A 15,239-nucleotide genomic window follows, 5' to 3' on the forward strand; every position below is an offset into this window, starting at 1 on the left:
AATCTAAAAAAGTATAATGACGATTTAAAACTTTTTGTTAAATTCTTAACACTTATTTCTAAACACAAATAGCCTTTTTAAAGCCCATCCAACTATTCACTCTAATTTATCATATTCATAAAATCAATTTCAGAAATAATCGGAATATTCAACTTAGTTGCTTTGTCCAATTTTGCAGGTCCCATATTATCTCCCGCAACCACATAATCGGTTTTTGAAGAAATTGAACTTCCTACTTTCCCTCCATTATTTTCAATTGCATTTTTTATTTCGTCACGCGAAAACTGAGCAAATACCCCCGAAACCACAAAGGTTTTACCCGATAATTTATCGGTCGCATTTAGATTTACTTTTTCAACAATTTCAAATTGAACACCATAACTTTTTAAACGCTCAATAATCGTTTTATTTTCTTCATTCTCAAAAAAATCAACGACACTCTGTGCAATTCGCTCTCCTATTTCATCCACTAAAATCAAGTCCATCAAACTAGCCTTGCTTAAAGCATCAATATTTTTATAGTGTTTCGCTAACTTTTTAGCAACTGTTTCTCCCACATAACGAATACCCAGCGCATAAAGCACACTTTCAAAAGGAATAGCTGTCGATTTTTTAACTCCATTAACCAAATTCTCCGCCGATTTTTGCGCCATTCGCTCCAAAGGTAAAATTTGCTCTACTGTTAATTCATACAAATCGGCATAATTTTGAACCAAATGATTATTAAAAAGCAAAGCCACCGTTTCACCACCCAAACCTTCAATATCCATGGCTTTTCGCGAAATAAAATGTTGAATCCTACCAATAATCTGAGGTGGACAACCATAAAAATTAGGACAATAATGATTGGCTTCTCCTTCATTTCGAACCAATTCCGTTTGACATTCCGGACAATGCGTAATATATTTGGTAGCTATCGAATTTTCAGGACGTTTGGTCAAATCAACAGCAATAATCTTAGGGATAATCTCCCCTCCTTTTTCAACAAATACACTATCTCCTATTCGAATATCTAACTTTTCAATCTGATCGGCATTATGCAACGAAGCACGTTTTACGACAGTTCCCGCCAATTGTACCGGCTCTAAATTAGCCACCGGAGTAATTGCCCCTGTTCTCCCCACCTGATACGAAATCGAATTTAATCTCGTAGCAACCTGTTCAGCCTTAAACTTATATGCCATCGCCCAACGAGGCGATTTAGCCGTATAACCTAATTCTTCCTGGTAGTGCAAATTATTAACTTTCACCACAACACCATCGGTTTCATAAGGCAAATTATGACGGTGTGTATCCCAATAATCAATAAACTCAAAAACCTCCTGTAAACTATTCACTAATTTTGCCTCGTTAGGTACTTTAAAACCCCAATTACGAGCGGCAGTCAAACCGTCAAATTGAGAAGAAAAAGGTAGTTTTTCACCTGTAACAAAATACAACAAACACTCCAAAGGTCGCTTAGCAACCTCGGCACTATCTTGCAATTTCAAACTACCCGAAGCCGTGTTTCTTGGGTTAGAATAAGGTGTTTCGCCAATTTCAATCAACTCCTGATTCATTTTTTCGAAACCAGCAAAAGGCAAGATGATTTCACCTCGGATATCAAATTTATCAGGATGACTCTCCCCTTTTAAAGTCAACGGAATGGATTTAATGGTTTTAATATTATTCGTCACATCATCTCCCTGAAAACCATCTCCACGAGTCACTGCACGAACTAATTTTCCGTTTTCATAAGTGATACTAATTGATGCGCCGTCATATTTTAATTCACAGGTATATTGCAAATCAACATCACCCAACACTTTTTGAATTCGAACTTCCCAATCCTGTAAATCTTCTTTAGAATAAGAATTATCCAAAGAATACATTCGTTGCGTATGTGCTACCGTTTGAAAATTTTTAGTAATTGCACCTCCAACTCTTTGTGTTGGGGAATGCTCATCAAAATATTCCGGATGTGCCGCTTCTAAATCCTGAAGCTCTTTTAATTTTGTATCAAACTCAAAATCAGATATCGTCGCATTATCTAATACATAATAATTATAATTATGAAGATTGAGTTCTTCCCTTAATTTTTGAATCGTATTTAACACATCCATATAAAAAAAATTGGTCATTTTAGTTTCTGTAAACAGCCTACTAAAATAACCAATTTAAAAGAAACCCACATTAAAAAAACACTTTTTCCTAATTAAATATGATGGATTCCTGACAACCAAAATTTAAATATTATTCAGGAGAAATAATACTCAAATTACGACTCTATAATCGAATTTATTTGTTTAAATAATTGTCCGTCGCTTAAAAAAGCACCTTGCTGAATCAATGCAAAAACAGAAGCATTTCGCTCTTCGGTAAATACTTTTTTACCCACTTTCATTTCGATAGTTTCGGTAAACATATTGTCACTAAGCCATTGCAAACCTTCTTTTGTCAAAAAGTCAACCTCAACCACTAATGATTTCAAAACAATAGATTGCACATAAGTATCAAAAGCCTGAAAAAGGAAAATATGATTTTTAGAAAAATGTTCTAAATATTCTGCTTTCGCCAAAACACCTTCCCATATCAAATCAGAAAAAACATCTAATTCCTGTTCGGCTACTTCCGGTTTTTCTACTTTTATCTTATCCCATTCTGCTTTATCGATAGACTGGGTTGCTAAAAAGTTAGTGAATTCAGGATGTAACTCCTCAAACTGCTCTTTTGTTAGTCTTGTGTATTTCATGTAATTATTATTTTTTTTGCCACGAAGGCTCAAAGGCGTTATTTTTTTTAATCCTGTATCAATCCCTTATAAAAACTTTTCGATTTTATAAAATTTTCATTACTAAACTAAAATTCACACCTAAAACAAAAAACCTTTATGTCTTTGTGTCTTTGCGGCAAAATTTTGAACAAAAAAAATCCCGATCTCGTTTTTTAGAACGAGACGGGATTTTAAATATTGAGTTTAGAAATTAAGCTTTTTCAGCAACAATTTCATAAGCTAAGTCAACAATAACATCTCTGTGCAATCTTACAGTAGCTGAATATTTTCCAGTACGTTTAACAATTCCAGAAGTGATGAATTTTCTATCGATAGATTGTCCTGCTTTTTCTAAAGCTTCAACGATGTCAATATTTGTGATTGAACCAAATAATTTTTCACCACCTGCTTTAGCAGAAATTTTAATTTCAAGAGCTTTCAATGTTTCAGCCAATGCTTTAGCATCTGCAACGATTTTAGCTTCTTTGTGCGCTCTTTGTTTTAGGTTCTCAGCTAATACTTTCTTTGCAGAAGAAGTAGCTAATTGAGCAAATCCTTGTGGGATTAAGTAATTACGACCGTATCCGTTTTTTACAGTTACTACATCGTCTTTAAAACCTAAGTTTTGAACGTCTTTCTTTAAAATAAGTTCCATGTTGTTGTCCTTTGTTATAGAAGTTAGGTTTCATGTTTCAGAAAACCAACAACTGTTAATTTTTAATTATTTTAATAAATCGGCCACGTATGGCATTAAAGCTAAGTGACGAGCTCTTTTTACAGCTACAGACACTTTTCTTTGGTATTTCAATGAAGTACCTGTTAAACGACGAGGAAGAATTTTTCCTTGCTCATTAACAAATTTCAATAAGAAATCAGCATCTTTATAATCGATGTATTTGATTCCTGATTTTTTGAAACGACAATACTTTTTAGTTTTGTTAGTTTCTATATTTAAAGGAGTAAGATATCTGATATCTCCGTCTTTTTTTCCTGAAGCAGATTGTTGTAATGTTGCCATGATAATTAAGCTTTTTGAGATTTAAGTTTTGCTCTTCTTCTTTCAGCCCAAGAGATAGCATGTTTGTCAAGACTTACAGTTAAGAAACGCATAACTCTTTCGTCACGTCTAAATTCAGTTTCAAAAGCTAAAAGAACTTCTCCTGATACTTTGAATTCGAACAAATGGTAAAAACCAGATTTTTTGTTTTGGATTTCATAAGCCATTTTTTTAAGACCCCAATCCTCTTTAGCTACCATTTCTGCTCCTCTACTAGTAAGAAAATCTTCAAATTTGCTTACTGTTTCCTTTACCTGAACATCAGATAAAACGGGATTTAAAATGAAAACAGTTTCATAATGATTCATAAATATTTTATTTAATTTGTTAAATTGGCTGCAAAAGTAATCTTTTTATTCGAATAAAAAAACATAAAACAACTTTATTCGTTGTATTGCAAAAAAAACCGATTAAAATTAGTTTTTGTAAAAAAAGTACAATACATTTACTAAGCCAAATCTTAAAATACAAAAATTATGAAACTTAATTGTGTCGTAGTAGATGATAGTTCGATACAAAGAATGATCATCGCAAAGTTAGTAAATAATCACCCTAATCTACATTTGATAGGTGATTTTTCCAATGCAATTGAAGCCAAAAATTGCATGTCTGTGCATTCAGTAGATCTAATTTTTCTGGATATTGAAATGCCTGTAATAAGCGGTTTTGATTTCTTAGACGGACTAAAAACCAAACCTCAAATCATTTTTATTACATCAAAGGCTGAATATGCCTTAAAAGCTTTTGACTACGATGCAACTGATTATCTACAAAAACCTATAGCTGTAGATCGTTTTAGTGCTTCTGTTAAAAGAGCAATGGACTTACATTTACTCAAACAAGATAATAAGGAAGAAGAAGGAGAACACATTTTTATCAAAAGTAATTTGAAAAAATTGAAAATCTACACTTCAAGAATTAAATGGATTGAAGCCTTTGGAGATTACGTAAGAGTAGTTACTGAAGATGACAGCAATCTGGTTCTTTCGACGATGAAGTCATTTGAAAATGATTTATCTAAAAAAAAATTTGTTCGAGTTCACAAGTCATACATTATTAATATTGATAAGGTCGAACGCTTCAATAGTAAATTTGCCGAAATTGGAACAACTAAGATTCCTTTGAGCAGAAACAAAAAAGAAGACCTTGTAAAAGCATTGTCTTTTGCTTAAAATTACTTTTTAATAAAAGTCTACATTTAGAGATACTTTTATCGCTCTATATTGTGGAACAGCATCAAAACTATTCAATATTTTTTGGATAGTTTTTTTTGTGCTCAGAATTGACAAATCCTGAGGGATTTTTATCATAATGGTTCTGAGATATTCATTTCGAATTCTATTAATAGCCGGTTCTTCCGGTCCAAGAACAGGGATGCTTAAATGCTGGCTCAGGACCTGATACAACCACATAGATCCTTCTTTTAATTTATCAAATTCCCTATGTTTCAACGTAATTCGTATAATCCTGAAATATGGCGGATACTTATAAATTAAACGATCATACAATTGTTCTTTGTACATCCCTAAATAATCATTATTAGTAACCTGCTGTATGGTATTATGATCAGGATTAAAGGTTTGAATAATCACTTTCCCCTGTTTTTCTGAACGTCCGGAACGTCCCGCAACCTGGGTCATAGTTTGATAACTTCTTTCAAAAGCCCTAAAATCAGAATGATACAACATATTATCGGCATTCATGATTCCAACCAAACTCACATTGTCAAAATCCAATCCTTTGGCAAGCATTTGTGTTCCTACCATAATATCTATTTCGTGATTCTTGAAGCTATCGATGATTTTTTCGAAACCAAATTTTCCACGGGTTGTATCCTGATCCATTCTTCCAATTTTTCGCTCCGGAAACAACTGAGTTAATTCCTGCTGGATTTGCTCGGTACCAAAACCTTTGGTCGTTAAATCAATACTGGAACAACTATGGCAATTTGTAGGTTTAGCAATCGAATAACCACAATAATGGCATCGCAACTGATTTTTATGTTTGTGATAAGTCAGACTCACATCACATTGCTGGCATTGTGGCACATGTCCGCAAGTCATACATTCTAATAATGGAGAATACCCTCTTCTGTTTTGAAATAAAATAACCTGTTCTCCTAAAGACAAAGCCGTTGTAATTCCCTCAATCAAAACATCACTAAAATGTCCCGTCATTCGTTTGCGAAAATATTTGTCTTTTAAATCAACCAATTCGATTTCAGGCATCATCACATTTCCGTAACGCGCTTTAATTTCGACCAAACCATATTTAGCAATACTTGTATTATAATACGATTCAAGACTTGGCGTAGCCGAACCCAGCAAAACCTTAGCTTTGAAAAAACTAGCCAAAACTATCGAAGCATCCCGGGCGTGATACCTCGGCGCAGGATCTACTTGTTTAAAAGTCTGCTCATGCTCTTCGTCAACAATTATAAAACCTAAATTTGAAAACGGCAAAAACAAAGCCGACCTTGCTCCTATTACAATTTGTGCTTTCTCTGAATTTTGCAACACCTGATTCCAGACCTCAACCCGTTCATTATTATTATATTTGGAATGAAAAACCGCTACTTTATTCCCAAAATGCGCTTGCAATCTGGTTACTAATTGAGTAGTCAAAGCAATTTCGGGCAACAAGTACAAAACCTGTTTTCCGGTTGTCAGATAATCTTCAATCAATTTAATATAAATCTCTGTTTTCCCACTCGAAGTCACACCATGCAAAAGACAAACTTCCTTTTCCTCAAAACTGCTTTTAATTTCTTCAAAAGCTTTTTGCTGCGCCTGGCTTAGTTGTAATTGGCTATCATTAGACACTCCTGTGAAATTCACACGGTCATGTTGTAACAAATATTCTTCGAAAATTTCTTTATCAATTAATGCTTTGACCACCGCCGAAGTAGAATTAGATGCTTCTACTAATTTCTTTACCGAAATAGGCTTTTTCTTCTCGCTGGCGCTTAACTGAAAATAAGTCAGTACAATTTCTTTTTGCTTATTGGCATTTTTTAAAACCTCCAATAAATCATTCAATCCTTCACTGGAGTCATATTTAGAATGTAAGCGAATGTATCGGACCAATTTAGGCTTATAGTTTTCCTGCATTTCTTCCTGCAAAACCAGAACGTTTTTATCAATCAGTTTTTGAATTACAGGAAAAATATTTTTCTTATTCAAAATCCCAATGATGTCTTGCACTTTCAAAGAAGACTGCTGCTGCAAAGCCTGATAAATTAAGAATTCATCATCCGTAAGCTGGCTTTCGTCAACAAAAACATCTGTTTTTTGTGAAATTAACGTTTCATTTTCCAGTAACAAAGCACTTGGCATAGCACCGCGATACACATCGCCAATAGCACACATATAATAGGATGCAATCCAATGCCAATGTTTAATTTGGTTTTCGGTAACTATTGGTTTTTCATCTAATATTTGATGAATTTCTTTGGCATCATATAAAGTAGGCTTGTTTTGATGCAAATCTATCGCTAAAGCCGTGTAAATTTTACTCTTACCAAAAGGAACCGCCAATCGCATTCCTTTTTGAATGTAATGATACTCAGCTTCAGAAACACTATAAGTAAAAGTTTTAGCAAGCGCCAACGGTAAAATTACTTCAACAAAATACATGATAAACAGACAAAAGGATTAAACGGCAAATATGAGGAAATTAAAAATCATTATTTAACTCTTTGCCAATATTGTGTTCGGCCTAATAATGAAATCCCTATATAACCACGAACTTTTAATTTATCATTACTAACGAGAGTGATAAAACACTGGTATAATTTTCCGTTTTTGGGATCCAATATCTTACCCGAATTGTATTCATTACCATCCTTGCTGAGACCTTTTATAACCGTTATTCCAAGAATAGGTTTATTGGTATCCTCTCCGGAACACTCTTTACAAAGATCATTTTTATGGACACTATCCAGAATCTCTATTACTTTACCATAAATCTTCCCTGATTTTTCGTAGATTTCAACTATTGATTTAGCTTTTCCCGTTTCATCGTCAATTGTTTTCCATTTCCCTAAAATACCTTTGTTCTGGGAATAAAAAGCACAACTAACAAACAACACCACTAAAGTTAAAATCTTTTTCATAATTTATTTTTGAATCTTGATAAAGCAAAACAAACTGCTCAATGTATCCTTTTTTGTCCTTTTAATTTGTTAATTACCTCGTTGAGTTCAAAACCAAGCAATAAAATCATGCAGTTAATCCAAATATAAAACATCACAATTAACAAAGTTCCTATAGAACCATAAAGCTCATTGTATTTTGAAAACCGAATGACCCAAACCCCAAAAAAATAGGAACTTATAATGGTTAAAACAGTTGTAAACACTGAACCTATCGAGATAAAAGATCTGTTTTCCTGATTTTTTGTTCCAAACTTAAACAGAATTGAAGTGGTCATTAAAATCATTAAAATCAAAAATGCATAACGCCCCATAACTATCAACGGAATTCTTTCGCTTAAAAAATCAGTTGCATTTAGTTTTTGGATAAATACTTCAAAAACAACAATGATAGCCACGGTAATAATCAATAAAAAAGCCAAAAGCAAAGACATACCAATTGCAACGAAATATTGATGAAAGAAACCTCTTTTAACCAAAACATGTTTGGAGTTTTCAAAACCTCCCAAAATAGCATTCAATCCATTGGCCATCAAAAAAACAGACAATATAAATCCTGAAGACACTAATCCGGAATGACTATTGTGAAGAATGTCATTAATTATATTCTTGATTGCATAAAAAGTATTAGGAGGAACACCATCGGCTACGAAATCCAGAAAATCATCCTGAAAACCTTCGATTGGGATAAATGGGATAAGGTTTAAAATAAACAACGCAAAAGGAAACAATGCCATAAAAAAGCTAAAAGCAATAGATCCTGCACGGTTTGACAGCGCAGCTTCGGTTATTCCAATAATGTACAATTCTAACAAATCATACAGGGATAATCCGCTAAGCCAATTGAGTTTTACCCTTTTTGACCAACGCACAAAATTTCGCAACAAAGGGATTTTCTGGAGCTTTACTTCTATTTCTACTGACATTAATACTAGCTTTTTTTATTGAAGACAATTATTCAATTGCTTTTAAACTCAAATCCATATTATAAATAGAATGTGTCAAAGCACCCGAAGAAATATAATTTACCCCACATTCAGCATAATAACGAATGGTGTCTTCGTTGATATTTCCTGATGATTCCGTCAAACTCGCATCACCAATAAAAGCAACTGCTTCCTTAGTCATTTCATAATCAAAATTATCCAGCAAAATTCTAAAAACACCACCAGCAGCCACAATTTCTTTTACCTCATCCAAATCTCTGGCTTCAACAATAATTTTCAAATCGCGATTCGTTTCTTTTAGATAGGCTTTGGTTTTGGCTATAGCCAATGTAATTCCGCCGGCAAAATCAATATGATTGTCTTTCAACATCACCATATCATACAAGGCAAAACGATGATTTTCTCCTCCTCCTATTTTCACAGCCCATTTTTCGGCCACGCGAAAACCAGGAGTCGTTTTACGGGTATCTAAAATTTTAGTATTTGTACCTTCAAGCAATTGCACATAACTATTTGTTTTAGTCGCAATAGCTGACATTCTTTGCATCGAATTCAAAACCATGCGCTCCGCCTTTAAAATAGACTGGGAACTTCCCGACACATGAAAAACTACATCTCCAAATTTTACAGGAGTTCCATCTTCTATAAACGTTTCTATTTCCAAATTAGAATCAACATAATTGAAAATCATTTTCGCAAATTCAACACCCGCAATTATCCCATCATCTTTCACCAAAAGCTTTGCTTTTCCCTGTGCAGATGCCGGAATACAGGCTAACGAACTGTGATCTCCATCGCCTACATCTTCTCGAATGGCATTTGCAATTAATAGTTGTAACTCGTTTTGAAATTGTGCTTCGCTAATCATTTTTACTCGAAATTTATAAGATGCTAAAGTAGGACATATTTTGTGGAATAGAAAATTTGTTTCCTATTCAGTTAAATTTATTCTGAAGCTAATTCTGTCAAAGATTTATGTTTTACATTTGGAAAAAATATTCCAATTTTGCCAACAAATACCATTCCAATGCACGAAACAACATCTGAAAACGATAAAATAATCGAATTAGTATCCCAATATATCGACCTTAGTGTTACTCCTTTTAACAAATCCGAAAGAACTGTTGTAAAAGTGGATAAACGCGACCCGATGTATGGAGGAAACGGAATTGTTTATTTACTACAAATGTTTGACGAAGGCGAATTAACTAACAACCGCATTGGTGCCTATATGGTTTTCTTCAACAAAGGGGATCAAGCGGGTTTTCACACTCATGGTACCCGAAATGAAGAAGAACTTTATATCGTAATGCACGGTGAAGGCGAATACACTGAAATGACAAAAAAAGACGGTATTATCAGAACTAAAACACTTAAAAAAGGAAGTATTACTGCTATGAGCGGCGAAGGTTTTCACTCCTTAACCAATACTACTGACGAAATTTTGATTGTTTTTGTTATTACTACCAATAATCCCAAATAAAAAACATTCAATCATTACACGAAGTTTCACCTGCTGGCAGACAGGTCTATGCTCTTTTTTTAATTTTGAAGCGGCAATTAAAGTTTAATATCTTTGCCCCTTCGAAAATCATCCTCAAAATGAACATCAAACTCATCGCCATAGGCAAAACGGATAATAAAGCACTACAAACCTTAATTGACGATTATACCAAACGTCTTTCTTTTTATATCAAATTTGATTTAGAAATCATTCCTGATATCAAGAATGTAAAAAACTTATCCGAAAGCCAACAAAAAGAAAAAGAAGGCGAATTGATTCTGTCTAAAATCAGCTCCACAGACCAACTTATTCTATTGGACGAAAATGGAAAAAACTTTTCCAGCGTAGGATTTTCGGAAGAATTACAAAAAAAAATGAATTCAGGAATCAAAACCCTGGTTTTTGTCATTGGTGGTCCTTATGGCTTTTCGGATACGGTTTATGCCAAAGCACAGGGAAAAATATCGCTTTCGCTAATGACTTTCTCCCACCAAATGGTTCGTTTATTTTTCATCGAACAATTGTATCGAGGTTTTACAATTTTAAGAAACGAACCCTATCATCATCAATAATGCTCAATCCTTTAAACCCTATTTTTAATAGCTTTAAACAGGGTTAAACTCTTGTTAAACACAACAACTTTCCTTAATTAAACTTCAAAATTAACTAACTTTAACTTATTAAAAATCATTAATTTAACACCGAAACGCGCTCTAAATAATAATCTTATTTTATTATTCAACAAACAACCTATTCTTTTTATTTGTTAGCACTCAGCTAACATTTTTGACTTTTCGCTTTTAAAAATTTATATCATGAAACTCTTGTATAAATTTTCAGCAATTTTAGTTTTTTTATTGGTTAGTATATCTTGTAATAGTGATGATTCAGGTAATTCATATCCTAATCCTAATCCAACTAATACCACTACCTTTAAAGCAACATTGAATGGCAGCAATGAAGTCCCTTCTAATAGTTCAGCGGCAACAGGAATGGCTACACTTGTTTTTTATAATGACACCAAAACATTTACACTCACAGGAACATATGATGCAATGACACCTAGTATTTCCCATATCCATGGTCCTGCAATGGTGGGAATAAATGCAGTTCCTATATTTGATTTAACTGTTACACCTACTTCAGGTTATAGCTATGGTACAATAGGGTATTCAGGATCAGCAACATTGTCAGCCGCACAAGAAATGGATCTTAAAAATAATCTTTACTATGTTAACATTCATAGTGCAGGAACTTACGCCGCTGGTGAAATAAGAGGACAACTTATTAAGCAATAATTTTTTACTTAGAATATAGAAAGCCTTACTATTTTATAAAACAGCAAGGCTTCTTTTATATTCAATAAAATTACTTTTTTACAATCTTTACCAATAACTGATTTCTATTGATTTTAAAAAATAAATTCCTTTGGAGAAATTGGATTTGTATTATATAAATCAAATTTTCGAACTAAAATCTTGTTCTGAATATACTCACCATAAGACATATTCTTATCAAATTGGATAACAATACGAGGTTTTAGTATAAACCGAACACTGAAAAACTCTTGTAACAAATCTATTTTTTTTACATATTTTCCATTCAATGAAACCAAGTCGGTGCCTTTTTTGAAATAAATAACAAAGTCATCTTTTTTAGGTTTTCCAATAGAATAATCCACTTTTGTAAAAGGAATAAAAGCCATGTTTTTCTTTATCGAATCGGCATAGGAATAATAATTCTCGGCCTTTTCATTCTTATGTGCTTTTTCTTTGCGTTTTTTATCTTGTAGCTTCATTACCTCCGGGATTACCAATCGCAAAGGCAATCGACTATCAATATTAAAAATCCAATTGGTCGTAATAATGCTGTTTTTTCGGTTTACTTCAGCCAAAGTATCTTTGTCTTTTATTCGAAAAAAAATATAAATTGGCGAATGATCTTGCACATCACTAATTACTGTTGTATTAGATTTTGGAAGTAAAATATCTTCTTTATTTCCGCACGCAAAAAAGAACAATACTATAATCAGACTAAAATATTTCATGCTTAAAAATTCAGTTTTTCATACAATTTTACACATTCTACAGCTGCTTTTACATCGTGTACTCTCAAAATGTGAGCACCTTTTGTCAAAGCAATCGTATTTAAAAAAGTGGTGCCATTTAAGGCCTCATCGGCAGTAATTCCCAGTGTTTTATGAATCATCGATTTTCTGGAAATCCCAATCAATATAGGCAATTCTAAACTGTGAAACAACTCAAGTTTTTGCATCACTTCATAATTTTGTGCTATTGTTTTGGCAAATCCAAAACCGGGATCAACTATTAAATCATTAATTCCTAAACTTCTGGCCTGGCTTATTTTTTCTGAAAAATAAAACAAAACTTCCTTTACTACATCTTCATACTCTGTCATGGTTTGCATGGTTTCAGGTGTGCCGCGCATGTGCATCATAATGTAGGGAACCTGATATTTAGCAATAACTTCTAACATTTTATCATCAAGATTTCCCGCCGAAATATCATTAATAATAGCCGCTCCGTTTTCGATACAGGCTTTGGCTACTTCACTTCTAAAAGTATCAATTGAAATTAAAATCCCTGGAAAATGCTTGATTAATAATTGTACAACTGGAACAATCCTATCCAACTCTTCTTCAACTGATACAAATTCGGCACTGGGTTTACTCGAATAGGCTCCAATATCAATAAAAGTAGCTCCTTCGGCTAGCATTTTTTCGACCTTGGCTAAAATCTCTTCTTCGCTCGAATACCTTCCACCATCAAAAAAAGAATTGGGCGTTATATTCAAAATCCCCATTACTTTAGGTTGGGATAAATCAATCAGCTGTCCTTTGCAGTTAATAGTCATTTTTTAATCTTTATTTTAAAGTTGAATCCTTTTCCCTACTTTTGAGAAAATTTTTAGACAAATATACATCAATAATGAAGAATACTTCTCAAGAATACGATAAGGTAATTGCAATTTGTCGTTCCTTATTTGCTAATAAAATGCAGGATTACGGCAGCGCTTGGCGCATTTTACGATTACCCTCTTTAACCGATCAAATATTCATTAAAGCACAAAGAATTCGCAGTTTACAAGAAAACGAAGTTCGCAAAGTAGACGAAGACGAATCGGGCGAATTCATCGGAATAATCAATTATTCGATAATGGCTTTAATCCAATTAGAACTGGGCGTTGTTGACCAACCCGATTTAAATGTGGAAAAAGCAACTGCTTTGTATGATGCCAAAGTAAAATTGACCAAAGATTTAATGGAAGCCAAAAACCATGACTACGGCGAAGCCTGGCGTGATATGCGTGTGAGTTCGTTGACCGATTTAATTTTGCAAAAACTACTTCGCGTAAAGCAAATTGAAGACAATAAAGGCAAAACAATAGTTTCTGAAGGAATTGATGCTAATTACCAGGATATGATTAACTACTCCGTTTTTGCCTTGATATTAATGGGATTTGCTAACAATCAATAATCTTTTATGAAAAATACAATCACTCAATTTTCAAGAATATTTGTTGGAACATTATTTATAATCTCCGGTTTAATCAAGCTAAATGACCCTGTAGGCTTCTCCTATAAACTAGCCGAATATTTTAGCGAACCTGTTTTTAACATTCCATTTTTAGTTCCTTTTAGCCTATCACTAGCTTTATTTTTAGTTATTGTAGAAGTACTTTTAGGAATCATGCTACTCATAGGTTATAAATCAAAATTCACGATTTGGAGTCTATTGTTAATGATCGTCTTTTTTACCTTCTTAACTTTTTATTCCGCTTATTATGATGTGGTAAAAGACTGTGGTTGTTTTGGAGACGCTTTGCACCTTACACCTTGGCAATCATTTACTAAAGATGTTGTTTTACTGTTCTTTATCCTTATCTTATTTGCAAACAAAAAACTGGTAAAACCTTTATTCAATAAAGGTCTTCAAAATTTGATTGCGGCTTTGGGTGTAGTAGCAGCTATTTTCATGGCCTATCATGTTCTAAATCATTTGCCAATAATTGATTTCCGCCCTTACAAAGTAGGAACAAATATCCAAAAAGGAATGGAAATCCCTGAAGGTGCACCAAAATCGGTAGTTGAAATGATTTTCATTTATAAGGTTAACGGTGTCAACAAAGAATTTACCGAAAAGGATTTGATGAATATTCCCGAAGGAGCCGAATTTGTCGATAGAAAAGATAAGATAATTAGCGAAGGTTACATCCCTCCTATCCATGATTTCACGATGACAAAAGACGGTTCGGACTACAAAGACGAATTACTCCAGGAACCTAAATTAATGATGGTGGTGGCTTATGATTTGACTTTAGCCGATGAAGACGGAATGAGAAAATTGCAGAAATTAAATCAGGAAGCTACTTCAAAAGGTTACAAAGTAATTGGTATGACTAATTCTTCAGTTGAAGAAATCGAAAAAGCACAAAAAAAATACAATCTAAAATTTGACTTTTACAGCTGCGATGCTACCGCCTTAAAAACGATAGAAAGAGCTAATCCAAGTATTGTAATTCTGGAAAAAGGAACTGTAAAACAAAAAGCTCATTATAACGATATTGGAAGTTTAAAATTGTAAAAAAGAAAGCTCATAAAGACTAAAATTAGCATTTATGGGCTTTTTTTATGCCTTAAAAAAGCTGAAAAAGATCCAAAAAAGCATTTTTAGAGGCTTATTTAAGGATATTCATTGGGAATCTAAAAAAATAATGGAGTCACTATTACGTTTTCATTTGTGTTTTTATAACTCTAATAGCTGTATTTGTTATTTTAATCGAGTTTCTTCAAAAAAATAAAAACT

General features: G+C 33.3%; 17 protein-coding genes. 6 read left to right on the forward strand and 11 right to left on the reverse strand.

The window, feature by feature from the left end; genetic code table 11:
- Positions 1-101: 101 nt before the first annotated feature.
- The 5 genes from ligA to rpsF form a co-directional block, all read right to left on the reverse strand.
- Positions 102-2,102, reverse strand: a complete 2,001-nt coding sequence (gene ligA, locus EOD40_RS14170; protein ID WP_128196759.1) for an NAD-dependent DNA ligase LigA — start codon at positions 2,100-2,102, stop codon at positions 102-104.
- A 155-nt stretch (positions 2,103-2,257) separates the two neighbouring features.
- Entirely contained in the window at positions 2,258-2,731 is a 474-nt protein-coding gene (locus tag EOD40_RS14175) for a DUF6495 family protein (RefSeq protein ID WP_128196636.1), read from the reverse strand.
- Between the two features lie 232 nt (positions 2,732-2,963).
- The gene (gene rplI, locus EOD40_RS14180; protein WP_128196638.1) at positions 2,964-3,407 is read right to left on the reverse strand and encodes a 50S ribosomal protein L9; all 444 of its coding nucleotides are present in this window, start codon (positions 3,405-3,407) and stop codon (positions 2,964-2,966) included.
- Between the two features lie 66 nt (positions 3,408-3,473).
- Positions 3,474-3,770: a 30S ribosomal protein S18 gene (rpsR, locus tag EOD40_RS14185; protein ID WP_007138295.1), complete on the reverse strand. Its 297-nt coding sequence runs from the start codon at positions 3,768-3,770 to the stop codon at positions 3,474-3,476.
- 5 nt (positions 3,771-3,775) lie between these two features.
- Positions 3,776-4,117: a 30S ribosomal protein S6 gene (rpsF, locus tag EOD40_RS14190; protein ID WP_071185910.1), complete on the reverse strand. Its 342-nt coding sequence runs from the start codon at positions 4,115-4,117 to the stop codon at positions 3,776-3,778.
- Between the two features lie 168 nt (positions 4,118-4,285).
- Between rpsF and EOD40_RS14195 the strand changes: the two genes are divergently transcribed.
- Complete coding sequence (locus tag EOD40_RS14195; protein WP_128196640.1) at positions 4,286-4,981, forward strand: LytR/AlgR family response regulator transcription factor; 696 nt, start codon at positions 4,286-4,288, stop codon at positions 4,979-4,981.
- 9 nt (positions 4,982-4,990) lie between these two features.
- On the opposite strand, the gene priA is transcribed toward EOD40_RS14195, so the two are convergent.
- From priA to nadC, 4 genes are read right to left on the reverse strand one after another with little or no spacing between them, the layout of a single operon-like run.
- Positions 4,991-7,444 carry a replication restart helicase PriA gene (gene priA, locus EOD40_RS14200; protein WP_128196642.1) on the reverse strand — a complete coding sequence of 818 codons (2,454 nt, stop codon included), beginning with the start codon at positions 7,442-7,444 and terminating at the stop codon, positions 4,991-4,993.
- Positions 7,445-7,494: 50 nt separating this feature from the next.
- Positions 7,495-7,923, reverse strand: coding sequence for a DUF2147 domain-containing protein (locus EOD40_RS14205; RefSeq protein ID WP_128196644.1), 429 nt, complete (start codon positions 7,921-7,923; stop codon positions 7,495-7,497).
- A gap of 38 nt (positions 7,924-7,961) precedes the next feature.
- On the reverse strand, positions 7,962-8,888 hold the full coding sequence (locus tag EOD40_RS14210) for a YihY/virulence factor BrkB family protein (protein WP_128196646.1): 927 nt from the start codon (positions 8,886-8,888) through the stop codon (positions 7,962-7,964).
- A 28-nt stretch (positions 8,889-8,916) separates the two neighbouring features.
- On the reverse strand, positions 8,917-9,777 hold the full coding sequence (gene nadC / locus EOD40_RS14215; protein ID WP_128196648.1) for a carboxylating nicotinate-nucleotide diphosphorylase: 861 nt from the start codon (positions 9,775-9,777) through the stop codon (positions 8,917-8,919).
- Positions 9,778-9,915: 138 nt separating this feature from the next.
- Here nadC and EOD40_RS14220 point away from each other — a divergent pair, with 138 nt between their 5' ends.
- The 3 genes from EOD40_RS14220 to EOD40_RS14230 all read left to right on the forward strand — a co-directional run bounded on the left by EOD40_RS14220 (position 9,916) and on the right by EOD40_RS14230 (position 11,711).
- The gene (locus tag EOD40_RS14220) at positions 9,916-10,392 is read left to right on the forward strand and encodes a cupin domain-containing protein (RefSeq protein WP_231129636.1); all 477 of its coding nucleotides are present in this window, start codon (positions 9,916-9,918) and stop codon (positions 10,390-10,392) included.
- A 119-nt stretch (positions 10,393-10,511) separates the two neighbouring features.
- Complete coding sequence (rlmH, locus tag EOD40_RS14225; RefSeq protein WP_128196650.1) at positions 10,512-10,985, forward strand: 23S rRNA (pseudouridine(1915)-N(3))-methyltransferase RlmH; 474 nt, start codon at positions 10,512-10,514, stop codon at positions 10,983-10,985.
- 243 nt (positions 10,986-11,228) lie between these two features.
- Positions 11,229-11,711, forward strand: coding sequence for a CHRD domain-containing protein (locus tag EOD40_RS14230; protein WP_128196652.1), 483 nt, complete (start codon positions 11,229-11,231; stop codon positions 11,709-11,711).
- 113 nt (positions 11,712-11,824) lie between these two features.
- Here the strand turns inward: EOD40_RS14230 and EOD40_RS14235 are convergent, their stop codons facing one another.
- Entirely contained in the window at positions 11,825-12,460 is a 636-nt protein-coding gene (locus tag EOD40_RS14235; RefSeq protein ID WP_128196654.1) for a hypothetical protein, read from the reverse strand.
- Positions 12,461-12,462: 2 nt separating this feature from the next.
- The gene (gene folP, locus EOD40_RS14240) at positions 12,463-13,287 is read right to left on the reverse strand and encodes a dihydropteroate synthase (protein ID WP_128196655.1); all 825 of its coding nucleotides are present in this window, start codon (positions 13,285-13,287) and stop codon (positions 12,463-12,465) included.
- Positions 13,288-13,361: 74 nt separating this feature from the next.
- On the opposite strand from folP, the gene EOD40_RS14245 reads away from it, so the two are divergent.
- Both EOD40_RS14245 and EOD40_RS14250 read left to right on the forward strand, forming a co-directional pair.
- The gene (locus EOD40_RS14245) at positions 13,362-13,910 is read left to right on the forward strand and encodes a DUF1599 domain-containing protein (protein WP_128196656.1); all 549 of its coding nucleotides are present in this window, start codon (positions 13,362-13,364) and stop codon (positions 13,908-13,910) included.
- Between the two features lie 6 nt (positions 13,911-13,916).
- The gene (locus EOD40_RS14250) at positions 13,917-15,017 is read left to right on the forward strand and encodes a BT_3928 family protein (RefSeq protein ID WP_128196657.1); all 1,101 of its coding nucleotides are present in this window, start codon (positions 13,917-13,919) and stop codon (positions 15,015-15,017) included.
- Positions 15,018-15,239: the final 222 nt, after the last annotated feature.

The organism is Flavobacterium sufflavum (assembly GCF_004016525.1).
In the GTDB taxonomy this organism is placed as follows: domain Bacteria; phylum Bacteroidota; class Bacteroidia; order Flavobacteriales; family Flavobacteriaceae; genus Flavobacterium; species Flavobacterium sufflavum.